The sequence below is a fragment of the Wenzhouxiangella indolica genome (assembly GCF_042310355.1).
In the GTDB taxonomy this organism is placed as follows: Bacteria; Pseudomonadota; Gammaproteobacteria; order Xanthomonadales; family Wenzhouxiangellaceae; genus Wenzhouxiangella.
In genome coordinates, this window is the sequence record NZ_JBHJMR010000003.1 from 1 (window position 1) to 22854 (window position 22854).

17 protein-coding genes are annotated in these 22854 nt (G+C 64.1%); 9 read left to right on the plus strand and 8 right to left on the minus strand.

Features of this window, described 5'->3' with window-relative positions:
- Window positions 1-683: 683 nt before the first annotated feature.
- The 5 genes from ACDC67_RS05145 (at window position 684) to ACDC67_RS05165 (ending at window position 6600) form a co-directional block, all read left to right on the plus strand.
- Window positions 684-1511: a hypothetical protein gene (locus ACDC67_RS05145; RefSeq protein WP_376691191.1), complete on the plus strand. Its 828-nt coding sequence runs from the start codon at window positions 684-686 to the stop codon at window positions 1509-1511.
- Window positions 1512-1555: 44 nt separating this feature from the next.
- On the plus strand, window positions 1556-2833 hold the full coding sequence (locus ACDC67_RS05150; protein WP_376691192.1) for a choice-of-anchor D domain-containing protein: 1278 nt from the start codon (window positions 1556-1558) through the stop codon (window positions 2831-2833).
- A 157-nt stretch (window positions 2834-2990) separates the two neighbouring features.
- Window positions 2991-4175 carry a sensor histidine kinase gene (locus ACDC67_RS05155; RefSeq protein WP_376691194.1) on the plus strand — a complete coding sequence of 395 codons (1185 nt, stop codon included), beginning with the start codon at window positions 2991-2993 and terminating at the stop codon, window positions 4173-4175.
- Window positions 4172-4813 (plus strand): response regulator, encoded by a 642-nt coding sequence (locus ACDC67_RS05160; protein WP_376691196.1) that lies wholly within the window; start codon window positions 4172-4174, stop codon window positions 4811-4813. The genes ACDC67_RS05155 and ACDC67_RS05160 overlap by 4 nt, the downstream gene beginning before the upstream one ends.
- A 50-nt stretch (window positions 4814-4863) precedes the next feature.
- On the plus strand, window positions 4864-6600 hold the full coding sequence (locus ACDC67_RS05165) for a M28 family peptidase (protein WP_376691198.1): 1737 nt from the start codon (window positions 4864-4866) through the stop codon (window positions 6598-6600).
- A gap of 968 nt (window positions 6601-7568) precedes the next feature.
- Here ACDC67_RS05165 and ACDC67_RS05170 read toward each other — a convergent pair.
- The 5 genes from ACDC67_RS05170 to ACDC67_RS05190 form a co-directional block, all read right to left on the minus strand.
- Window positions 7569-7865: a hypothetical protein gene (locus ACDC67_RS05170; RefSeq protein WP_376691200.1), complete on the minus strand. Its 297-nt coding sequence runs from the start codon at window positions 7863-7865 to the stop codon at window positions 7569-7571.
- Between the two features lie 24 nt (window positions 7866-7889).
- Window positions 7890-8813, minus strand: coding sequence for a patatin-like phospholipase family protein (locus tag ACDC67_RS05175; RefSeq protein WP_376691202.1), 924 nt, complete (start codon window positions 8811-8813; stop codon window positions 7890-7892).
- A gap of 58 nt (window positions 8814-8871) precedes the next feature.
- Window positions 8872-10041 carry a nicotinate phosphoribosyltransferase gene (pncB, locus tag ACDC67_RS05180; protein WP_376691204.1) on the minus strand — a complete coding sequence of 390 codons (1170 nt, stop codon included), beginning with the start codon at window positions 10039-10041 and terminating at the stop codon, window positions 8872-8874.
- A complete protein-coding gene (locus ACDC67_RS05185; protein WP_376691206.1) occupies window positions 10038-10685 on the minus strand; it encodes an isochorismatase family protein in 648 nt (215 codons plus the stop codon). Before ACDC67_RS05185 ends, pncB begins: the two co-directional genes overlap by 4 nt.
- Window positions 10686-10804: 119 nt before the next feature.
- A complete protein-coding gene (locus ACDC67_RS05190; RefSeq protein ID WP_376691208.1) occupies window positions 10805-12451 on the minus strand; it encodes an acetolactate synthase large subunit in 1647 nt (548 codons plus the stop codon).
- Between the two features lie 243 nt (window positions 12452-12694).
- Between ACDC67_RS05190 and ACDC67_RS05195 the strand changes: the two genes are divergently transcribed.
- A complete protein-coding gene (locus ACDC67_RS05195; protein ID WP_376691210.1) occupies window positions 12695-13339 on the plus strand; it encodes a fatty acid hydroxylase family protein in 645 nt (214 codons plus the stop codon).
- Window positions 13340-13416: 77 nt separating this feature from the next.
- On the opposite strand, the gene ACDC67_RS05200 is transcribed toward ACDC67_RS05195, so the two are convergent.
- The 3 genes from ACDC67_RS05200 to ACDC67_RS05210 form a co-directional block, all read right to left on the minus strand.
- Window positions 13417-14073 (minus strand): DUF2959 domain-containing protein, encoded by a 657-nt coding sequence (locus ACDC67_RS05200; protein ID WP_376691212.1) that lies wholly within the window; start codon window positions 14071-14073, stop codon window positions 13417-13419.
- Window positions 14074-14226: 153 nt separating this feature from the next.
- Window positions 14227-17388, minus strand: a complete 3162-nt coding sequence (locus ACDC67_RS05205) for an efflux RND transporter permease subunit (protein WP_376691214.1) — start codon at window positions 17386-17388, stop codon at window positions 14227-14229.
- On the minus strand, window positions 17385-18623 hold the full coding sequence (locus ACDC67_RS05210; protein ID WP_376691216.1) for an efflux RND transporter periplasmic adaptor subunit: 1239 nt from the start codon (window positions 18621-18623) through the stop codon (window positions 17385-17387). Before ACDC67_RS05210 ends, ACDC67_RS05205 begins: the two co-directional genes overlap by 4 nt.
- A gap of 178 nt (window positions 18624-18801) precedes the next feature.
- On the opposite strand from ACDC67_RS05210, the gene map reads away from it, so the two are divergent.
- The 3 genes from map to ACDC67_RS05225 all read left to right on the plus strand — a co-directional run bounded on the left by map (window position 18802) and on the right by ACDC67_RS05225 (window position 22854).
- Window positions 18802-19575 (plus strand): type I methionyl aminopeptidase, encoded by a 774-nt coding sequence (map, locus tag ACDC67_RS05215; protein ID WP_376691218.1) that lies wholly within the window; start codon window positions 18802-18804, stop codon window positions 19573-19575.
- Window positions 19572-22217 (plus strand): [protein-PII] uridylyltransferase, encoded by a 2646-nt coding sequence (gene glnD, locus ACDC67_RS05220; protein WP_376691220.1) that lies wholly within the window; start codon window positions 19572-19574, stop codon window positions 22215-22217. The genes map and glnD overlap by 4 nt, the downstream gene beginning before the upstream one ends.
- Before the next feature lie 133 nt (window positions 22218-22350).
- On the plus strand, window positions 22351-22854 hold the full coding sequence (locus ACDC67_RS05225; protein ID WP_376691222.1) for a hypothetical protein: 504 nt from the start codon (window positions 22351-22353) through the stop codon (window positions 22852-22854).

The following is a 22854-nucleotide window of genomic DNA, read 5'->3' on the forward strand; positions in this document are numbered from 1 at the left end:
CCCGTTAGTCCTCAGCGATCATTGGCCTATCCCGAGGCCCCTGGTCCGGGCCAATGGCCGGGTTTTTTCGTATATGGCTGGGGGAGAGGGATCGATGCGCAGGCCGCGCAGCGGCTGGAGCAACCCGGAGCGGAGCGGAGGGCAAGCGCCGCAGGCGCGCAGTCCATCCCGTTAGTCCTCAGCGATCATTGGCCTATCCCGAGGCCCCTGGTCCGGGCCAATGGCCGGGTTTTTTCGTATATGGCTGGGGGAGAGGGATCGATGCGAAGGCCGCGCAGCGGCCGGAGCAACCCGGAGCGGAGCGGAGGGCAAGCGCCGCAGGCGCGCAGTCCATCCCGTTAGCCCTCAGCGATCATTGGCCTATCCCGAGGCCACCGGCCCGGCCTAGGCCGAAATCGTCGTTCGCGCCCCACTGGCGCCGCCAAAATTCCGGAACTTTTCTAAAAATAACTGACACGGTTTACGATCCGAATGCGTATATTCACACTGAAGGCAGCCCTGATCCGACCGTGAGCGCGGGTTGCAGCCTGGAATATCCTGGGCTACACTCGCTCAGCAAGGTCCGAGCAGGGCATTCGAATCTGTCTGCCGCTCGCTGCATCGTCTTGACGGTGCCGATGGCCGCAGACGGGGACTGGCCGAACCTGCAACGGATACAGCCAAAATAAAGAGGAATGATGACCATGAATCTGAAGACTGATAGCCGCAAGGCACTTCTCACCGGTGTTGCCCTGGTGGGTTGCCTTGGCTTCGCGTTCAACGCCCAGGCGCAGACCTGCACCATCGACAACTGGACCGGTGCCAGCACGGGTGTGGCCAATGCCGACACCGGCACCCAGGGCGGCGACAACCGCCGCTACGGCGGTCCCTGCGGCCTGCGCGTCGATCTCGACGGCACCGACCGCTATGTGGCCGACGACTCGCCGGCCAGTGAATCCACCTATATCGCCCGTTTCTACACCTTCCTGGATGACGCTGGCGCTGATCCGGTGGTGATCTTTGCGGCCGATGACGACACCGAAGACCAGATTCAGGTCTGGTACAACTTCCCCAATGCTGACGACCTGACCCTTCGCGTCTTCGATTCCAATGGCGACGAGAACGATGCCACCTTTGGCAGTGTCGGTTCCGGCTGGCACTCGGTCGAGTTTGCATGGGAAGCCGATGCGGCCGCCGAAATCGCATTCAGCGTGAACGGCGCTGCTGACCAGACCATCTCCGCAGATACCAGCGGAATCGCCATCGCCAATGCCAACCTCGGTAACGCCAACGCGGCCAACACCGGCGGCACGATCGACTTTGACGACTTCGATTCCCGCCGGATTGAGCGGCCGGGTCGTTTGATGGTTGGCGATGCTGATGACTCTGGCTCAATTGCGGGAACGGACGCACTGGCGATCCTCGATGAACTTGCTGGTGCCGCGATGGCTCCCGGTCAGCCCGACTGCAATGAGGATGGCAGTATTGATGGGCTGGACTCGCTGTGCGTTCTTGATCTTCTTGCCCAGTAAACTACAAGAACTTGCTTTTTATATATAAACATGAGGTGAATGTGATGAACTCGTATCTTTCACGAGGTAAAGCTGTCGTTTCCGCAGTGGTGGCCTCTGGAGCGCTATTGGCAAGCTCCGTTGTATTGGCTCAAGATCCGGTGAGCTTTGACGTGGATTCCGTACAAGCCCTTCCGGGCCAATCGGTAACCTTCTCTTGGCACTACGTTGGAAACGACGATGCCCGTTCAATTGACGCCAGGATTAATTTCTCCGATCCGTCACTGATCGAAAACATTGATTTTAGTGACTGCACGACGGAAATGGATCAAGTGGTGGATTTGTCCACATGTACGGATCAAGGTGGAACTGGCGACAACGTCTTCTTTAGTTTCCAGAATCAGGGTGGCCCGATACCGACTGCAAGCGGGAACATCACTGTTGATATCTCTGCAGCGGCTTCGGAAGGCGATGTCATTCTTTTAGAATACGACCCGGCTGCATTTGTGATTGAAAACGATCCCGATGTTAACTCGGAGGACGGCCAGATTGAGGTGATTGGCGTGCCGCCTGAAGAGCTTTCAGAGCTTGCGGTAACCCCAGCCTCATTGGCCTTCGGTACAGTAGACCTTGGCAACATGCCGGTCACCGACACGATCACCGCCGAAAACGTGGGCGGCAGCGCTTCCTCGCTGACCATCAATAGCGCAGCCTTCACCGGCGACGCCGAGTTCTCGATCATCACCAACGGTTGCGATGGCACCAGCCTGGCTCAGAACGAAACCTGCGATGTAGTCGTAGAGTTCAATGCCGGCGCCAACGGAACGTTCTCCGGCGGTGTGGCATTCGACAGCGATGCCGACACCAACCCGACCGCGGACGTCGAAGTTTCCGGCAGCGCCGACTCCGTGGCTGACCTGAGCGTTGATCCCGCCTTCGGTGCGGTCAATCTTGGCCAGGGCCTTCCGGGTTCGACCATCAGCGCTGACGGTAGCGTGAGCAATGACGGTTCGGCCGACGGCGAGTTCTCGTGCGCCCTGACCGGTGATCCGGAAATCACGACCGACCCGGATCTGAGCAGCCCGATCACGGTTGCCGCGGGCGACTCGGTTGGCTTCAGCATCAGCTGTGCGCTTCCGCAGGATGGCGTCGAAGGCGACAGCTTCAATGCGACCCTGGAATGCAGCGGTGACAACGGATTTGGTGGCACGCACGACATCAGCTGCGGCATCACCGAACGCCAGCCGCTGGCCGTTCCGACCATGAGCAAGATCGGCCTGGGCGTCCTGGCCCTGCTGATGGTCATGATCGGCGGTCTGACGGTGCGTTTCTTCCGCACTTGATCCGCTGATCTGACGGTCACCGCACCGCGGTGACCCGACCGACAGAGACAAAGCCGCCGGGCCTGCCCGGCGGCTTTTTTAATTGGGGTTGGAGAAATGCGCGCCGGCATGACGACTGGCCCATACCCGAAGGCCCGAACGGGTTTAGAATCGCTCCATGAGCCTGAAATCCCTGATCGAACGCCTCGGTAGCCTTTCGGAGATTCGCAGTATCGACTGGCTGCGCTACGTAGGCGTTCTGATCTGGCTCCTCACCGCGATACCGCTGGTCCTGCTGCCCTGGCTCCTTCCGGAACCGCCGACAACATCGGATATCGTGGGTTGGTGGTCGGCGGCCCTGCTGTTTCTGCTCTTGCTCTGGCATCCGGTGGTCAGTCGGCAAAGGACGGCGCCTTTCTGGCAACGCGTGCTCGTCATGGGGATTCTGTCGGTCTCCGCCTACGGGGTTACCTACTTCACGCACACAGGCCTCGGAAGCCTGCTGGCCATGCTGGTGGCCGCACTACTGCCCTGGGTGCTTCCCTTCGTGGTCGGTGTCGGCTGGGTCGTCTGCCTGGCCCTGGTTTTCAGCGTGTGGGTGATCTTCAGTCCGGAGGGGAGCTGGCTGCTGGTCCTGGTCTACCTGCTGATGAATCTCGGCCTGACATCCTTTCCGTTCATCGCCTCGTTGCTCGCCCTCAAGCAGATGCAGGCGCGGGCCGAGCTGCGGCGCGTGAACTCCGAGCTGCTTGCCACCCAGTCCCTGCTGACCGAGAACACCCGGATCGCCGAGCGCGTGCGGATCTCGCGGGAACTCCACGACCTCGTTGGCCATCACTTGACCGCCCTGACGCTCAACCTGGAGGTCGCGAGTCACACGAGTGAGGGCAAGCCCAGGGAGCATGTCGACCAGGCTGCCTCGATTGCGCGGCTTTTGTTGTCTGATGTACGGGAAGTGGTCAGCGACATGCGCCGGGACGACCAGGTGGATCTCAGGCAGGCGCTTGAGATGCTGGCCGCGGGTGTGCCCGATCTGTCGATCCATCTCGATATTCCGTCGGACCTGGCGCAGACGGATCCCAAGCGTGCCCAGATCCTGCTTCGCTGCGCCCAGGAGCTGATCACGAATGCGGTGCGTCACGCGCAGGCCCGGAATCTCTGGATCAGTCTGGGCGAGGACGGTAGCGGCGTGATTCTCAAGGCCCGAGACGATGGGCTCGGCGCGCCGAACCTCGTGCCCGGCAACGGGATATGCGGCATGCGTGAGCGATTGCGTGAACTGGGTGGTCGGTTGGATATCGCAACCCGGCCCGGGGCCGGGTTCCAGGTCAAGGCATGGATACCCACGGAGCAAGCATCATGATTCGAGTCATGCTGGTCGACGATCAGACGCTGGTCAGGCAGGGCGTTCGCTCATTGCTGGAACTGGCGGAGGATATCGAGGTAGCCGGCGAGGCGCCAGACGGCGAAACGGCGCTGGAACGCCTGCCGGAAATCCAGCCCCAGGTGCTGCTGCTGGATATGCGCATGCCCGGCAAGACCGGGCTCGACGTGATGCGGGAGCTGCAGGAGCGCGGGCAATTGCCGCCGACGATCATCCTGACGACCTTCGACGATGATGACCTGCTGTTGGCCGGGATTCGGGCCGGCGCCAAGGGCTACCTGCTCAAGGATGTCGCGCTGGAAGAACTCATCGCAGCGGTGCGTGCGGTCGCCGAGGGCAAGACCCTGGTCAAGCCCGCGGTGACCGAGCGCCTGATGAAGGGGCTGGGCCAGATGCGCACCAGTTTCAGCAGCCTATCGCAGCCCGACCCGCTGACCGACCGCGAGACCGAGATCCTGCGGTTGATGGCGGGCGGCTACTCGAACAAGGAAATCGCGGGGGCGCTCAGCGTGGCCGAAGGCACGGTCAAGAACCACGTTTCCAACATTCTCTCGAAAATGGGGGTGCGTGACCGCACGCGAGCGGTATTGAAGGCGCTCGAAGGTGGATTGATCTAGCACGCCGTCAGCCTGCTAGAATCGGGGACTTTCCCACGGAGCTTCCTCGCATGATTCGCTTGCTGACCGCTTTTCTTATCGCCCTGATGCTCGCTGCCTGCGGCGCGGAGTCGCCCACCGAACCGGCTGAAGAAACAGAAGCCACGCAGTCGCAGCCCGACGGCGACGAGGTTGAAACCGCATCGGAAGGCGAGCAGGATGTGTCTACGCTGCCCGAAGTGCCCGGTGACGGTATCGACATCCAGCGCTACGAGCGGCACGTCCAGACTCTGGCCTCCGACGACTACCAGGGCCGCGCGCCCGGAACCCGCGGTGGGCGCATGACCATCGACTACCTCGTGCGCGAGTTCAGCGAAATGGGCCTGGAGCCCGGCTACGGCGACAGCTACCTGCAGCCGGTGCCCATGATCGAACTGACAAACGCCGAGCGCAGCGACATCGCCGTCGAGCTGGATGGCGAGAGCCTGACCCTGTCCTATCCTGAGCAGATGGTCATCAACTCCCGCCGCCTGGGCAGCGAGCCGCACGTCGTCGAAGACTCCGAGATCGTTTTCGTCGGCTACGGCATCGTCGCCCCCGAGTACGACTGGAACGACTACGCCGACCTCGACGTCGAGGGCAAGACCGTAGTGATCCTCGTCAACGACCCCGGGTTTGCGACCGGCGACGAAGACCTGTTCAACGGCCGCGCCATGACCTACTACGGGCGCTGGACCTACAAGTACGAAGAAGCCGCTCGACAGGGTGCCGCGGCTGCCCTGGTGGTGCATGAGACCGAACCGGCCAGCTACCCCTGGGAGGTCGTGGTCAATTCCTGGTCCGGCGCAGAGTTCGTGCTGGAAAGCGACGAGTCGGCACCGCGCGTCGATCTCGAGGGCTGGTTGACGGTCGACGCCGCGCGCGAGCTGTTCTCGCGCGCCGGACTCGACTACGAGGCACAGAAGTCGCGCGCCCGCCAGTCCGGATTCACTTCGGTTAGCCTGGATGCGACCGCCTCCGCGCAGGTGAGAAACGACATTCGCCGCGGAACCTCCTACAACGTGCTGGCCGAGTTGCCCGGCACCGAGCGCCCGGACGAAGCGGTGATCTACATGGCGCACTGGGATCACCTGGGCCGCAACCTGGCCCGTTCGGGTTCGGATGGCATCTACAACGGCGCCGTCGACAACGCCTCGGGGACGAGCGGACTGCTCGAGATCGCGCGACTCAACGCCCAGGCCGGCGCGGCCGAGCGCACGCAGCTGTTTGCCGCCGTCACGCTCGAGGAATACGGCCTGCTGGGCTCGCGACATTACGCTACCGACCCGGTTTACCCGCCAGGCCAGACGGCTGCGGCAATCAACATGGACGCGCTGACCGTCCTCGGCCCGACGCACGATGTCACCGTCGTCGGCTACGGCTCCTCAGAGCTCGAGGAGATACTCGCCGAAGCCGCCGAGCGCCAGGGTCGCCATATCGAGCAGGAGCCCAGCCCGGAGGCCGGCTACTACTATCGCTCCGACCACTTCAACCTGGCCAAGATCGGCATCCCGGCCCTGTATGCCAAGGGCGGCGTCGACCATCGCGAGAAGGGCCGCGAGTACGGCCTGGAGTGGCAGGCCGATTACCGCGCCAATCGCTACCACAAGACGGCTGACACCTACGACGGCGACTGGGACTTCCGCGGCGTGGCCGAAGACCTGGAGTTGCTCTACACCGTCGGCCGCGAAGTGTCCGAAAGCGATCGCTGGCCGGAGTGGTACGAAGGTAACGAATTCAGGTCGATTCGCGAGGAGAGTCGGCGGTAGGAATCTGGGGTCAGGAGTCGGGGACAGGCCGACGGAGTCGTGCTGATCCCTGGCTCCTGAATCCTTGGGTCTATAGCTGGGCTGGCGCCACCGGTCGGTGTGGAGGCCTCGACAAGTCAAAGGCGTTTCGCCCGCCTGCTTCGCAGGCTGATGGCGAGTAACTTTTTCTCCAGAGCAAGAAAAAGTCACCAAAAATTGCTCTTCAACGTCAAAGTCCAACGCTCGGTTATCTCAGGAGCTTGGTGACTGTGGGGGCTGGCCCCTTCGGTGAGGGGGCTTCGCGAGGGCCCGGCTGGTCGCGTGGTGCCCGGGATAATTTCCGAAAGTGGCCATGGGAGGAATCCCGGGCTTGCGCTCGAAATCGGTTACACCGCGCGCTATGCGCGCGCCATCTGCGCGGTTGCGGAGAAACGTAGGATGCGTGGAGCGAAGCGCAACGCATCGGCCGATGCGTTACGGCCCTACGGGCCTCCACGCATCCTAAGCGCCTGGATCAAGCCCCCGCGCGCGCAGCGCGCCACCTTCGAAGCCGAGCCGTTCTCGTGCGGGCTTCGTCCCATTCCCGCTAGCGCCACCGGATCCTCCGACCGAGTCTTCGCGAAGCCCGCCCACCGAAGGGGCCAGCCACCTCCCAGTTCCAGTCCTGAAACCCCGGATCGTGGGACTTTGACTTTGAAAAGCGCTTTTTCGTATCTTTTTTCGCTTTGGAAAAAAGGTACTCGCCGAAAGTGCCTGCGAAGCAGGCCGGGCGAAACGCCTTTGACGTGTCGAGGCCACCACAGCGACCGGTGGCGCCAGCCCGACCGAAGGGCGGTCCAGCCCAACCGGAGGGAGAAACGATGCGTTTCGGCCTGTCGGCCTTCACGCATCCTACAGATGCCGATTGCGACAACCAAACGCAGTCGGAGCCGATCCCTCGTCCTTGGGGGATGGGGCCCAACCTGCGCGTGTATTCGCCCCGCTCGGACTCAGGCCCGACCGACGTCGGAATCCTGCGGGGAATGGAGGTATTCGCTCTCCTCGGCCGATTGCATGACCTGGTCGACGAGTTCCTCGACGCGTTCGCGGGCGGTGGTGAGGTCGTCTTCGGAGGGAACCGGGGATTCGGGCTGGTGGGCGTAGAGCCAGAAATGCACGGCGCCGGCGATCAGGCCGTCGGCCAGGGCCCAGGGGTCGACGTCCGGATTGTCGGCCGCCAGCCGGTTTCCGAGATCGACGACGGCGTCGGCGGCTTCGTCGAACAGCTTGTCGTCATTGTTGGCCATCGGAAATTCTCCACTATCGGGATGCTATGGGTCTGAAAGAGAGCGGCGTTCCAAATCGGCCGCGGCGATCGCGTCATTTGCAAGTTTCTCGCCCAGGTCGATGATTTCCGACGCGCGATGGAACTCGTGCACGAAGCAGGTGTTCTTGGGCACGCTGATCATGATATCCGACCGGAAGATCGCCATGTGATGGCGGGCGATGGCCGCTTCCATGGTGTCGAGCGCGCGCATCATGACGGCCATCAGGCCGGGGCGCTCATCCTTGCCCTTCCGCTCGCTGTCGCGCCAGCCGTTCATGAACTCGCGCACGCGCTTGAGCATGCCGTTGCTGTCCTCTGTGTCCTCTCGCGACTGTTCGAGCGGGGGTGGATGCGCCGCCGGGGCGTTGACGTCGACGACGACCACCAGATCGTTGATCGCGCGCAATGTCGGCGCAATCGGAACCGGGTTGAGAATGCCGCCGTCGATGAGCGTGCGGCCCCGGTACTCGTGCGGGGTGAAGACGCCGGGAATCGCGATGGAAGCCCGGATGGCGTCGAACAACGGTCCGCGATCGAGCCAGACTTCGCGTCCCAGTTCCAGGTCGACCGCGACGGCCGTGAATTCGGTCTCGAGGTCTTCTATGTCGTATTGACCGATCAGTTCGGAGAGCTTGTCGATGATCCGGCGCCCGCGGATGAGTCCGCCGCCGGAGAAGGTCCAATCGACCAGGGCGAGCACGTCGGACTGTTCGAGCCCGCACACCCACTCCTGGTAGGCGTCGAGGCGGCCGGCGGCATGAATCCCGCCCACCAGGGCACCCATCGAGGAGCCGGCGATGTGCCGGATCTCGAGGCCCGCTTTTTCCAGGGCGCGAATCACGCCGATGTGCGCCAGGCCCCGTGCGCCGCCCGATCCCAGCACCAGGGAAACGCTGCGGCCGGCCAGGGGCTTGCTTGCGTCGTTCATCGACCGGATTCTATCGCATCACAGCGGCGAGTCGCCTTCTTCGGCGCGCCGATGCCGTTCATTCTGCGGGCACGTCGAAGGCCTGGCGGACCCAGGCCAGGTAGTGCTGGTCGGTCGAGACCACCTTGCCGGGCGAGTCCGACAGCTTCACGACCGGCTGGCCGTTGCACTCGGTCATCTTGATGACGATATTGGCCGGCTGCACGCCCGTGTCGTGGGTCAGGTTGGTACCGATGCCGAACGACACATTGGTGCGGTCGCGAAAGCGCTGCCAGATTTCGGCGGCCTTGGGAATGCTCAGGGAATCCGAGAAGATGAGATTGCGCGAGGCGGGGTCGACGCGGTTGGCATGGTAGTGCTCGATCATCGCCTCACCCCATTCGAACGGATCGCCGGAATCCTGCCGGGCGCCGTCGAAGAGCTTGCAGAAATACATGTCGAAATCGCGCAGGAAAGCCTTCAGGCTGTAGGTGTCCGACAGGGCAATCCCGAGGTCTCCGCGATATTCCCGGGCCCAGACCTCGAACGCGAAGCGCTGGGTTTCGGCCAGACGCGGGCCCAGAGCCTGGCAGGCCTGGATGAACTCGTGCGCCATGGTGCCGATGGGCACCAGGCCGAACTCCTTGGCCAGCATGACGTTGCTGGTGCCGCGCAGGCTGCCGGGAATCTCGCGCGCGAAGGTCTCGACCACCTCCTCGTGCCACCGGCGGGAAAAGCGCCGGCGCGTGCCGAAGTCGGCAAACACGAACTCATCCGGGCGATCCAGCGCCTTGACCTGCTCGATCTTGTGCGCAAGGCGTGCCCGACCTTCATCGAGCTGATGATCCGGCCAGGCATGGCGCGAATAGAGCTCGCTGATGATGGCAAGCACGGGCACTTCGAACAGGATCGTGTGCAGCCAGGGGCCGCGAATCTTGAGCGTGAGCTGCTCGCCGTCCTCATCGATGTCGACAAAGCGCGACTGGAGGTGGAACAGGCGCAGAAACTCGATGAAGTCGGTTTTCATGTAGCGTAGGCTGCTGAGGAAATTCAGTTCCTCGGGGTCGAGCCTGAGCGTGCAAAGGTGCTCGATCTCGCGCTCGAGATCCTGACGGATGGCGCGCAGATCGATGCCCTCGCTGCGGCACTTGAACTGGTACTCCACCTCCGCACCGGGAAACTGGTGCAGCACGGCCTGCATCATCGAGTACTTGTAGATGTCGGTGTCGAGCAGGGACTGGATGATCATTGCGTCGGCTCCAGTTCGTCGCAGCTGTCGATGAATGCAATGCCGGCCTGACGCATGGCCTCGAGCGCCTCGGTAATGCTCTCGTCCGCGATGCCGCGGCAGGCCGCGCGATTGAGGATGACCTGGAAGCCGGCTTCCTGGAGCTGGCGCGCGCTCGCCCAGACGCAGAAATCGGTGGCCAGGCCGCCGACGATCACGTGCGTGACGCCGCGGGACTCGAGCCATTCGATCACGCCGGTGCTCATCTTCTCGGCAAGGTCGTGGTAGCAGGCGCCGTAGGGGTGCATGTCCAGCTCCACGCCTTTCCAGACGAAGAAATCATACTCCGCCGGGCGGGGCAGACCGGGAATCAGCTCGAATCCTTCGGTTCCGGGTACGGCGTGAACCGGCCAGTGCTCCTCGACGTTGTCGCCGTCGACACCCGGCTGGCCGATCTTGTCGCGATCTTCGGTCACCCAGACGGCTTTCGGGCTGTGCGAATCCTTCGAGCCGAGGCGGAACGCGGCGAAGCCGGCCTGGCGGTTGAGCTCCGGGCCGAGCGTGTCGCCTTCGGCGACGGGTAGTTCGTCCGGGCACAGCGGCGTGAACGTGCGCTGCGCATCCACATCGAAGCTTGCAACCTTCTGTTTTTCAGGAATTTTCATAACGCTTTGCTACCAGATGCATTCACCTTGGACATGAGGCCGAGCGACAGCTATGGCAACCGTCTGACGGAGCGCCCAACGCGACGGGCGCGATGAAACGGCACTTTGTGACGCAATGCCTACCGCCCGACGGCGGCACTGGTCGCGGGGATGGATTCGAACAGCTGCTGCTGGCTGTCGCCGTAGTCGATCGGACAGTCGATCAGGTGAACGCCGGGCCGGGCGAGACAGTCGCGCAAGAGCGCGTTGAGGTGGGCGGCCGACTCCACCCGGTAGCCGCTGGCGCCGTAGCTTTCGGCATAGCGAACAAAGTCCGGGTTGCCGAAATCCAGGCCGAAGTCGGCCAGGCCCATGTCCTGCTGCTTCCACTTGATCATGCCGTAGGCGTCGTCGCGCAGGATCAGGATTACCAGGTTCATGTCCAGCCGCACGGCGGTTTCGAGCTCCTGCGAGTTCATCATGAAGCCACCGTCGCCGCAGATCGCCAGGATCTTGCGCTTCGGATGCACGAGCCTTGCGCCGAGGGCCACCGGCAGGCCGGCGCCCATGGTGGCCAGGGCGTTGTCGAGCAGCACCGTGTTGGGCCGTCGCGCCTGGTAGTTGCGGGCGAACCAGACCTTGTAGAGGCCGTTATCGAGGGCCAGGATGCCGTCGTCGGGCATCACGTCGCGCACTTCGTGAACCAGTCGGCGCGGATGCACGGGGCAGCCGTCGAGTTCACGGCCGGTGTCGAGATCGACCGACAGCGCCTCGCGAACCGTCCGGCAGAACGAGAAATCCCAGTGATCCTGCACGCGCAGCTTCTCACCGATCTGCCAGATGGCGTTGGCGATGTCGCCGGTGACCTCCAGCTGCGGGAAATAGACCGGGTCGACCTCGGCGCTGAAGAAGTTGACGTGGATGACGGTACGTCGCCCTTCCTCCATGAAGAAGGGCGGCTTTTCGACCACGTCGTGTCCGACATTGATGATGCAGTCGGAATTGTCGATGACCCGGTGACAGTAGTCGCCGTCGGACAGGGCGGCATTGCCCATCCAGCAGGCGCTGGTCTCGTCGACCACGCCCTTGCCCATCTGGGTCGTGACAAAGGGAATGCCGCTGCGATCGACGAAGCGGCGCAGCATGCGGGCGGTGAGCTTGCGATTGGCGCCGGCACCGATGAGCAGTAGCGGCGAGCGCGCCTGCTCGATCGCCTCGACTGCCCGGCTTATCGCTTTCTCCTCGGCAACCGGTCGGCGCGTCAGGCTGGCGCGGATGGGCTGTTCGTCGGTCTCCTCGCTGGCGACATCCTCGGGCAATTCCAGATGCGTGGCACCCGGGCGTTCCTCGGCCGCCTGCCGAAAGGCTTCCCGGACCCGTGCGGGCACGGTTGCCGCGGACACGATCTGGCGCGTGAAGCGGGTCACCGGCTGCATGATGTCGACCACGTCGATGATCTGGAAATGCCCCTGCTTGGAGGTCTTGATCGGCTTCTGGCCGGTGATCAGCACCAGCGGCATCGCGCCGAGCTCGGCGTAGGCGGCGGGCGTGACCAGGTTGGTCGCCCCGGGCCCCAGCGTCGACAGGCAGACGCCCGGCTTGCCGGTCAGGCGCCCGTAGCAGGCCGCCATGAATCCGGCGCCTTGTTCATGGCGGGTGACGATCAATTGAATTCCGGATTGGCGCAACGCCTCGATCATGTCGAGGTTCTCCTCTCCGGGCACGGCGAAGACGTATTCCACGCCTTCGCTCTCGAGGCATTTCACAAAGAGTTCGGCAGCATTCATGTCGTCATGGTGCCCCAACGGGGGTGAATGCGCCAGCCGGTTAAGCAGCTGATGCTGTGGCTTTCGTTCTGGCATCCACTCCGCATGCGGGCGTTCGGCCGCTGAGCCGAGACCGGGATTGCACGCCCAACGGAGGACATATCGGGTCTGAACGCGCTCCGTGCAGAGTTGTTCAGAGGTTCCTTAACCGCCCTGGAGGCCGCGCTGCTTGCAGCGCACGCATCTCAGTGGCAATCTAAATTGATGGTCACGAACGACGAGTATCGTGTTGTCTACCGACGGGAGAACATTGGCCGGGGCTACTCGGGCAAGGCGCACTTCGCCTTTGTCTTGGTGTTCAGCCTGGGCGGCATCGGGTTTTGCGTCTGGCGGCTGGATGCTGTCTCGGCGCTGGAGTGGATGACCGTTCCACTGACCTTCGTGTATGCCAATCTCGTCGAGTACGCCGGCCACCGCTGGGTCATGCATCGCAAGATCCCCGGCCTGGGCCTGATCTACGAGCGTCATGCCGGCCAGCACCACCGTTTTTTCACCGATCGCGACATGGCCCTGGAAGGCTGGCAGGACTGCCGGGTCGTGCTGTTCCCGGCCGTGCTGATGGTGTTCTTTTTCGGTCTTTTTGCCGCACCCATGGGCCTGCTGCTGGCGTGGCTGGCTTCGGCCAACGTGGCCTGGCTGTTCGTCGCCACGGCGATGGCCTATTACCTCAACTACGAGCTGCTGCACCTGGCCTATCACCTGCCGGACGAATCGCGGTTGCTGAAGCTGCCGCTCCTGCGCCGACTCCGGCGGCTGCATCATCGCCATCACGACACCAGGCTGATGGCGCACAGGAATTTCAATATCACCTATCCGGTCGGCGACTGGCTGTTTCGCACCCGGGCTTGAGGGCCGGTTTCCCGCTATCCCGATACCGGACCGCTGCACTGCTCGACTGAGCGCTACCTAATTCACCGCATGGCCCACTACTCCAGCGCCTGGATGAACGCGTCGGCCTCGGCAATCGCCTCGTTCATGGCCGCAACCAGGGCTTGCGTATCGCTTTCGATGTCGTCGAGTTCCTCGCGCAAGGCCGAGATGGCGCGGGCGTTGAGGTTGTGCTTGAGGAACAGCACCTGGTCCTGGAAAGCCTGCAGCACCGGGTCCATGGTGGCTTCGGCGCGTTCCATGGCCGCGATCATGCGCTCGTAGCGGCCCTGCGTGTCGCGTAGCAGGCTTTCGGAGCGGCGGCGCAGGTCGGCGTTCTCGTAGTCGTCGAGTTCGTCCGACCATTCGTCGAACAGGTCTTCGGCCACGTTGCGAACCCCGTCGATGCGTTCACGGACCTGCTCGGCGTCGGCCAGGCTGCGCTCGTAGGCGCCGTTGAGCCGATCGTAGAGGTCTTCCAGTTCACCGCCGTCGAAATCGACGGTTGCACGGAACTGTTCCAGGGCGGAGGAAAACTCTTCTTTCGCTTCCCCCTGTGCATCGCGAGCGGATTCGACCCGACTGGACAGGATGTCGCGCTTCTCGACGCCGAAGGCTTCGAGCGTGCGGTATTTCATCGACTGGCAGCCGGCCAGGGCGGTGACGAGCATCAGGAGCAGGACGGTTCGGAGGCGCGGGCTCGGGAGCGGGTTCATGGGGAGTTCTCCGTGGAACGATTGACAACATCATAACTGGTCGTCTCCCGATCATGGCCTGGTCCGAGGTCCGAGGTCCGAGGCCCGTAAACCGTAAACCGTAAACCGTAGTCCCTAGTCCCGAGTCCCGAGTCCCGAGTCCCGAGTCCCCATTCAACCCTCCCGCGATGCCACCATGCCGGTGCGCTCGCGTCCGGTCACTCGCTGCACGAAGTGGACGAAATCGTCGCCGATCAGGTAGAGGATCGGGATCAGGCCCAGCGTGATGACCGTGGCGAAGAGAATGCCGAAGGCCAGCGAAGTCGCCATCGGAATGACGATCTGTGCCTGCAGGCTGGTCTCGAAGAACACGATCGGCGCCAGGCCCAGGAAGGTGGTCGCCGAAGTCAGGATGATCGGCCGGAAGCGGGAACGGGCGGCCTTGATGGCTGCGTCGATGCGCGATTCGCCGGCCCGCCGGTGGCGGTTGACGAAATCGACCAGGATGAGGCTGTCGTTGACCACGACCCCGGCGAGCGCCACGATACCGAAGAAACTGAGCATGCTGATGGGAATGCCCAGCAGCCAGTGACCGGCGACGGCACCGACCATGCCGAAGGGAATCACCGACATGATCAGCAGCGGCTGCAGATAGGAGCGCAGTGGGACAGCGATCAGCGCGTAGATCAGGAACAGGGCGAAGCCCGTGCCCATCAGGAGATCGCGCCTGACCTCCTGCTGGCTGCGCGTCGCCCCGGCAACCCGGTAGCTGACGCTGGGATAGCCGGCCAGGATCTCGGGCAGATGCGTCTCGCGCAGTTCGCTGGTGATCCGGCCGGGCTCGGCTACCTCCTTGTCGACGCGGCCGGTGACGCTGATCGAGCGCTGACGGTCGAAGCGGCGAATGACCGACGGGCTGCTGCCCACTTCGACGTCGGCGACCGCCCCGAAGGGCACTTCCGAGCCGTCGGGCGTTCGGATGCGCATGGCCTCCAGGTAGCCTTCGGATGTGCGTTGTTCGCGCGGGTAGCGCACCATGACGCGAACATCGTCCTGGCCGCGCTGAATGCGCTGGACTTCCTCGCCGAAGAAAGCCTGCCGCACCTGGCGGGCCAGGTCCTGCTGGCTCAGGCCCAGTGCTTCGGCTCCCGGCATGATTTCCAGCTGCAGTTCCCTGAGGCCGCCCTCGAAGGAGTTGCGCACGTCGTAGGTCCCTTCGTAGGCCGTCACCCGCCGCTCGAGTTCGGCTGCGGCCGCCTCGAGTTGATCGAGGTCGTTGCCGACCAGCTGGAAGGAAAGGTCGGGTCCGCCGCCGCCCGGTCCGCCGCCGGCGTTGCCGATGCGTAGACCGCGAGCGCCGGGAATCTGTCCCGCGGCCTCGCGCCAGGCGCGCTCCAGTTCGTTGATGGTCACCGGGCTGTCTTCCTGCCGTGCCAGTTCCACCAGCATGCCGCCGCTGGTGTCGGACCCCGACCAGGCAAAGACCGTGCGCACGATGCCCTCTTCGAGACCGTGCTTTTGCTGGAGCTCATCGTCGGTGGCTGCAAGCGTTTCCGCAAGATAGTCCATGTTGGCATGCGTGACGTAGGCGGGCGTGCCCTCGTTCATTTCCAGGTCGACCTGCATGAAGTCCCCGGCGAAGTCCGGAAAGAACACCACGCGCATGGCACCGCTGACGATCAGGCCCAGCGAAAGAATCAGGATCGAGACGAAGGCCGCCAGCGACAGGTACCGGTTGCGCAGCAACACGCCCAGCGACGGCAGGTAGAAGCGGTCGACGAACTTGAACATGTTGTCGGAGAAGCTTCGCTGGAAGCGGATGAACCGGTTGGTGGTGTCCGGCTCGTGTTTCTTGACGCGCATGTGCGCGAGGTGGGCCGGCAGGATCAGCTTGGATTCGACCAGCGACATGAACAGGCACAGCACGACCACCCAGCCGATGGCGGCGAAGAACTGCCCGGAAATGCCGGAGATCATCAGAATCGGCAGAAAGGCGGCGATCGTGGTGAGCACCCCGAAGGTTGCCGGGATGGCCACCTTGTAGACGCCGTTGACCACGTTGTCCACCGAGTGGCCCATCTCCCGGATCTCGGTATACGCCGACTCGCCCATGACGATGGCGTCGTCGACCACGATGCCCAGCACCACCAGGAATCCGAACAGGCTGATCAGGTTGATGGTGACACCCACCGCCGGCAGCATCCACAGTGCGCCGAGGAAGGCAATCAACAGGCCGACCATCACCCAGAACGCCAGCTTCAGGCGCAGGAACAGGGCCAGGATGAGAAAGACCAGGATCGCACCGGCGACCAGGTTCTTGCCCATCATCTCCATGCGGCCCTTGAGGTAATAGGAGATGTCGGCCCACCAGTCGACGCTCAGGCCGGCCGGCAATTCGTCCTGCTTCTCGGCGACGTAGTCACGCACGGCCTCGGACACGGCCAGGGCATTCTGCTCGCCGGCGCTCAGCACCCGGATGGCGGTTGCCGGCTGGCCGTTGTGGCGGGCGTAGCGGTCGCCCTCGACGAAGCCGTCGCGGATGGTTGCGATGTCGCGAACCAGCACGCGCGAGCCGTCTGGATTGGAGCGCACCACGATGTCTTCGAAGTCGCGGCCGACGTAGGCCTGTCCGATGGTTCGAACCAGCACGTCGCCGCCGGCGGTCTCGATGCGCCCGCCCGGCAAATCGAGCGAGGACTGGCGGATGGCCTGGGCCACTTCGGCCAGGGTCAGATCGTAGGCGCGCAGAGTTTCCTCGCGCACCTCGATGCCGATCTCGTAGGCGCGGGTGCCCACCAGTTCGGCGCGGCTGATGTCGGGCAGGGCGGTGATCTCGTCGCGTATATCGCGCGCGGCTTCCTTGAGTGTCCGCTCATCGACGTCCCCGAAAACCGAAACCCAGATGACTTCCTGGGTCCAGGTGTTGCGCTGGTAGACGGGGCGCTCGGTCTCGGCCGGGAAGGTCGAAATGGAGTCCACGCGGGTCTTGATCTCGTCGAGCACCTCGAGCACGTCGTAGTCCGGGTGGACTTCGATCTGCACGCTGCCAGAGCCCTCGCGGCCGGTCGAGACCATCTCGCGGATGCCCTCGAGATCCTGGATCGCTTCCTCGATCTTGATCAGCACACCCTGCTCGACGTCCCGGGGCGTGCCGCCGCGGTAGGGCACCGAGACCGTGACGTAATTGGTCTCGATCCGCGGCTGGATTTCCTTGGTGATGGTGAACGCCGTGACCAGACCGCCGAGCAGAAGGCACAGCATCAGCAGGTTGGCCGCCACGGAGTTGTGGGCGAACCAGGCGATGATATTGCCGTACCAGTTGCGCTCGGTCGTCATTGCTCGTTCTCCGTTTGCGTCGCCACTTCCTGCTCGTCCTGGGTGGGCAGGATGCGCAGTTCGGGTTCATCCGTGCTCGGCTGACGGACGTTCAATTTCGTGCCGGCAACCGGTGCGGCGATGGCCGTGGTGATCACACGTTCGCCGGCTTCGACCGAATCGGCCAGGTAAACGCGCTTGGCGGTCGAGCGAACGACGTCGACGTTTCGAATATCCAGGCGATCTTCCTCGTCGGCGATGAACAGCCGATCGCCGTCGCGCAGTGCCTCGCGGGGCAGCTCGATCAGGCCGGCGGCCGAACGGCCCTGGATCTCCGCCTGAACGTAGGTGCCCATCGGCAGGGGAACCGGGCGTTCCTCGCCCAGGAGACCGTAGGGATCCTGGATCCGGGCGACGGCATAGGTCAGGCGCGTGGACTCCTCGATCACGCCTTCGGTGCGAACGATCTCCCCGCGCCAGCTGCCGCGCTGGCCGCTGACGTCACCGAAAAACCGAACCGTCGGCTTCGGCCCGTCTTTGCGGCCCGGCTGGGGCAGGTCGATAAAGGCCAGGTCGCGGTCTGGCAGCGGAAGACGGACCTCGGCCACATCCACGGCGAAAGTGACGCCAAGGGTGGCGCCAGCGCCGACGTATTGGCCGATGTCGACCGAACGCGAGCGCACCATGCCGTCGTAGGGCAGGGACAGCCGGGTGCGCTCGAGGTCGCGTTCGGCTCGTGCCAGGGCCGCTTCGGCGGCCTGAACGGAAGCCCTTGCCTGCTCGAGCTGCGGGATGCGCAGCACCAGGTTCGAGGGTTCGCGACTGTCGCCGTGCATCTGACGCCAGTCGCGGCGCGCCTGGTCGGAACGCGATTGTTCGTCGGATAGCCGCGCTCGCGCGGCGGCCAGTTCGGCCTCGGCCTGTTTCACCGCGGTTTCATAGTCGCTGGGATCGATTTCGACCAGGACTTCCCCGGCGCGGAAGAATCCGCCGGCGACGAATTCCTCCGAAATGCGCGTGACCTTGCCGCTGACCTCGGTGACCAGCGTGGTCTGCGTGCGCGGCTGGACGGTTCCCTGCGCCTCGACGACGAAGCGATCGCCGGCTTGTTCGGCGGCGATCGTGTTGACCGGCATGGCCGTTTCCACCGGCTCGCGCTCGGGTGGTTCGGGGCGGTTGCTGGCCAGGATGACGACGACGATGATCGAGGCCACGATCAATGCCGGCGGCAGTATGTAGCGGAAGAGCTTATTCATGGGTTCGCGCGTCCCGGTTCGCGGTTTTCGAACGTGAAGATCCAGTAGCCATCATCCTGCCATTTCGCTGCATGCCGACACAGTGCCAAAAGGCATGGTCTGGCTGGAAAACGCGCCCCGGCGACGCCACGTTCTGGGCTTTCGGGTAGACTGTCGCCGGTTCGAGCAAGTTTCACTCATGAGTCATCAAGTTCACATCAAAAAGCCCGAGGAAATCGAGGCCATGCGCGTGGCCGGCCAGCAGGCCGCCGGCGTCCTGGCCCTGTTGCGCGAGCACGTCCGTCCGGGTGTCGCCACCGGCGAGCTCGATCGCATCGCGCACGAGTACATCGTCGACGAGCTCGGCGCCGTGCCCGCGCCGCTCGATTACAAGGGATTTCCGAAGTCCATCTGCACTTCCGTCAACCATGTCGTCTGCCACGGCATTCCCGGGGACAAGAAGCTCAAGGACGGCGATATTCTCAATATCGACGTGACTGTCATCAAGGACGGCTGGCACGGCGACACCTCGAAGATGTTTTTCGCCGGTGAGCCGTCGGTGAAGGCCCGCCGCGTCTGCGATGTGGCGCACGAGGCGCTTCTCAGGGGAATCGGGACGGTCAAGCCCGGCGCGACCCTTGGCGATATCGGTCACGCCATCCAGTCCTACGCCGAGGGCGAGCGCTGTTCGGTGGTGCGCGAGTACTGCGGGCACGGCATCGGTCGCGGCTTTCACGAGGCGCCGCAGGTGCTGCACTACGGCCGGCCGGGCCAGGGCATGGTGCTCGAGCCGGGCATGACCTTCACCATCGAGCCGATGATCAACCTGGGCAAGCGCTACACCAAGCTGCTGCCCGACGGCTGGACGGTGATCACCCGCGACCGCAGCCTGACCGCCCAGTGGGAGCACACCCTGGCGGTGACCGACGATGGCTACGATGTACTGACGCAGTTGCCCGACGACCCGCTGTGATCGATCGACTGAGCGCAGTTCCGGCCACCCGCGACTGCCTCGACCTCGCGGCACTGGCAAAGCTCGACGCCTCGCCCGGATCGCTCAGCCGCGCGCTGGACGCCGCGCGAGCGGAGGCCGACGCCGAGTTGCACCGCCAGTTCGTCGGGGAAACCGATATTCGGGATCTCGTCCAGGCCCGGGCCTGGGTCGTCGAACAGCTCATTCTCACCGCCTGGGACCGCCTGGCGCCCTCCGATGCGGGCCTTGAACTGTGCGCCGTCGGCGGATTCGGCCGCGGCGAGCTGCACCCGCATTCCGATGTCGACCTGTTGATCCTGTTGCCCGACGACCAGGACGCCGATGCCGCGTCGCTGGAGCACTTCGTCCAGGTGCTCTGGGATGCCGACCTGCATCCGGGGCAAAGCGTGCGCAGCGTGGAAGAGTGCGTCAGCGAGGCGCGCGCGGACGTCGGCGTGGCCACCAACCTGATGGAATCGCGCCTGATGGCCGGCAGCGGCCGGCTCTACCGCCAGATGCGCGAACGCACCGATGCCCCCGCGCTGTGGCCGGCCGACGAGTTCTTCTCGGCCAAGCTCGAAGAGCAGGACAGCCGCCACGAGCATTTCGAGGACACCGTCTACAACCTCGAGCCCAACCTCAAGGAAGGCCCCGGCGGCCTGCGCGACATGCAGATGATCGCCTGGGTCACGCGCCGGCATTTCGGCACCTCGACCCTGCACGGACTGGTCGAGCACGATTTTCTGAGTGAGCGGGAACACGAAGACCTTGTGGCCGCGCGCGAGCACCTCTGGCGCTTGCGCTGGGCCCTGCACGAAACCGCCGGCCGCGCCGAGGAGCGGCTGCTGTTCGAGTACCAGCGCCGCCTGGCCGAGCAGTTCGGCTTCGGCGACTGCAGCGCGAGCAACGAACCGGTCGAGCAATTCATGCAGGCCTATTACCGCAACGTAATGCAGCTCGAGCGCCTGAACGAACGCCTGCTGCAGAGTTTCGACGAGGAGTTGCTGGCCGGCCGCCGGCACCTGCCCTCGGCCGATATCGACGAGCATTTCCGGATCCATCACGGTTACCTGGAACTGAAGGATCCGCATTCGCTGGTGCAGTTCCCGCAGCTGATCATGCGCATGTTCCTGGTGCTGGCCGACCACCCGGACGTGCGCGGCGTGCGCGCGGCCACCATCCGCCTGGTGCGCGAGCACCTGTACTTGATCGACGACGACTACCGGCAGGATCCAGAGATCCTGAGCTGCCTGCTGGCGCTGCTCCGGCGCGATCGCCTGGTCTACAGCCAGCTTGCGCGCATGAACCGCTACGGTGTGCTCGCAGCCCTGCTGCCGGAGTTTGCCGAGATCACCGGGCGCATGCAGTTCGACCTCTTCCATGTCTACACGGTCGATCAGCACACCCTGTTCGTGATTCGCAACCTGCGTCGTTTCGCCTACGCCAAGCATCCCGACCGCTTCGCCCATGCCATCGAGATCTTCGAGCGCATCGAGCGCCCCGAGGTGCTCTACCTGGCCGCGCTGTTCCACGACATCGCCAAGGGCCGCGGCGGCGACCACTCCGAGCTGGGTGCCGAGGATGCCAGGCGCTTCGTCGACCGGCTCGAGCTGCCCGACGCCGATCGCGACCTGGTCGTGTGGCTGGTTCGCGAGCACCTGCTGATGTCGCGCACCAGCCAGCGCGAGGACATTTCCGACCCCGAGGTGGTCAATGCGTTTGCCGGGCGCGTCGGCAACCAGCGCCACCTGGATCACCTGTTTGTACTGACCATCGCCGACATCGCGGCGACCAGCCCGCGGCTGTGGAATTCCTGGAAGGACAGCCTCTTGTGGGAGCTCTACGTCGCAACCACCGATGCGCTCAGCCGCGGTCTCGAGCACCCCGTGGATCGCCAGGCCAGCCTGGACGAGACACGCGGCGAAGCGCTGGCGGCCCTGGGCGAGGATGGTTTCGAGACCGCGCGGGTCGAGAACTGCTGGCGCGAACTGCCCGAACGGGCCTTCCTGCGCCTGGACGCCGAGCAACTGGTCTGGACCACGCGTGAGGTGCTCTCCAGCGATTCGTTGCCGCTGGTGGCCTGCCGACGCCTGGACGACAAGGGCATTACCGAAGTCTTCGTCCATGCCGGGGATTTCGCCGGCCTGTTTGCCGTCGTCGCCCGAGAGCTCGATCGCATGCAGCTCAACGTGCTGGCCGCGCGCGTGATCACCACCGTCGACGGCAGGAGTTGGGACATCTTCCAGGTCATGGACTCGCACAACCAGCCCCTCTACGACTCGGACGCCGAGCGCCTGAAGCGCTCCCTCGTCGAGCAGCTGGGTGCGCGCGAGGTCCGCCCCCTGCCGTCGCGCCCCGTTCCGCGCCGATTACAGCCGTTCATGGGCCGGCCCGAGATCGCGCTGTCGACCGGCGACGGCGTGACCGAGCTCGAAATCGCCGCCACCGACCGACCCGGGCTGCTGTCGGCCATCGCCGAAGCCCTGGTCGTTCACGACCTGCGCCTGCACGACGCCCGCGTGGCCACCTTCGGCCAGCGCGTCGAGGACATGTTCACCGTCACCGACGCCGACGGCCGACCGCTCGACCGGGATGCCTGCGATGCGCTCGAGGCGGAGCTGCGCAAGCGGCTGGATGTTTGACGGGGTACGGGTTACGGGTTACGGGTTACGGTTAACGGGTTCCGGGTTCCGGACTACGGACTACGGACTACGGACTACGGACTACGGGTGCACGGACGCACAGACACACGGTTCCAGACTTCGGGTTTCAGGAATGCGGTTAACTCAGGTGGTGGTAGTTCTTGTCGCGGCGCTGATCGGGCTTACTGCTCGGCCGGCGGCGTTCGCTCTGGAGGTCGAGTTCGTTGCGGATCCTGAGGTGCATCGGCCCGCGGCTGAAGAGTATCGGGAAATCTGGCGGGAGGACGGTGCGCGAATTCTCGAGGCGCTGAGAGATGCGACCGGTGTGCGATTGCGCGAGAAACACATCCGCATCATCGTGTATGAAGGTATCAGCCGATCGGGGCGCGCGGGACGGCCGATGTATCTCCGAGCGAGCTATCCGGCCTCCACAAAGCGCGCCACGCTGGTGCACGAATTGGCGCACCGATACCTGGTGCGACTGGATTCGGAGACGATCTACAGCGACATTCATTTTCCGCTTTCCCTGTTGCTCTTCCAAGTCTGGAGCGATCTGTGGGGCGAGGACTTCGCTCGAACCCAGGCGAGCGTGGAGTCCAGCCGCGCCCAGCGCTACACTGTTTCCCGTAAACCGTAA

Coding starts and splice junctions, on each gene's coding strand:
- ACDC67_RS05225 (WP_376691222.1), top strand. CDS start 22,351: ATGCGGTTAACTCAGGTGGTGGTAGTTCTTGTCGCGGCGCTGATCGGG.
- ACDC67_RS05210 (WP_376691216.1), bottom strand. CDS start 18,623: ATGAATAAGCTCTTCCGCTACATACTGCCGCCGGCATTGATCGTGGCC.
- ACDC67_RS05185 (WP_376691206.1), bottom strand. CDS start 10,685: ATGAAAATTCCTGAAAAACAGAAGGTTGCAAGCTTCGATGTGGATGCG.
- pncB (WP_376691204.1), bottom strand. CDS start 10,041: ATGATCATCCAGTCCCTGCTCGACACCGACATCTACAAGTACTCGATG.
- ACDC67_RS05190 (WP_376691208.1), bottom strand. CDS start 12,451: ATGAATGCTGCCGAACTCTTTGTGAAATGCCTCGAGAGCGAAGGCGTG.
- ACDC67_RS05205 (WP_376691214.1), bottom strand. CDS start 17,388: ATGACGACCGAGCGCAACTGGTACGGCAATATCATCGCCTGGTTCGCC.
- ACDC67_RS05170 (WP_376691200.1), bottom strand. CDS start 7,865: ATGGCCAACAATGACGACAAGCTGTTCGACGAAGCCGCCGACGCCGTC.
- ACDC67_RS05175 (WP_376691202.1), bottom strand. CDS start 8,813: ATGAACGACGCAAGCAAGCCCCTGGCCGGCCGCAGCGTTTCCCTGGTG.
- ACDC67_RS05155 (WP_376691194.1), top strand. CDS start 2,991: ATGAGCCTGAAATCCCTGATCGAACGCCTCGGTAGCCTTTCGGAGATT.
- ACDC67_RS05145 (WP_376691191.1), top strand. CDS start 684: ATGAATCTGAAGACTGATAGCCGCAAGGCACTTCTCACCGGTGTTGCC.
- ACDC67_RS05165 (WP_376691198.1), top strand. CDS start 4,864: ATGATTCGCTTGCTGACCGCTTTTCTTATCGCCCTGATGCTCGCTGCC.
- ACDC67_RS05150 (WP_376691192.1), top strand. CDS start 1,556: ATGAACTCGTATCTTTCACGAGGTAAAGCTGTCGTTTCCGCAGTGGTG.
- map (WP_376691218.1), top strand. CDS start 18,802: ATGAGTCATCAAGTTCACATCAAAAAGCCCGAGGAAATCGAGGCCATG.
- ACDC67_RS05195 (WP_376691210.1), top strand. CDS start 12,695: ATGGTCACGAACGACGAGTATCGTGTTGTCTACCGACGGGAGAACATT.
- ACDC67_RS05160 (WP_376691196.1), top strand. CDS start 4,172: ATGATTCGAGTCATGCTGGTCGACGATCAGACGCTGGTCAGGCAGGGC.
- ACDC67_RS05200 (WP_376691212.1), bottom strand. CDS start 14,073: ATGAACCCGCTCCCGAGCCCGCGCCTCCGAACCGTCCTGCTCCTGATG.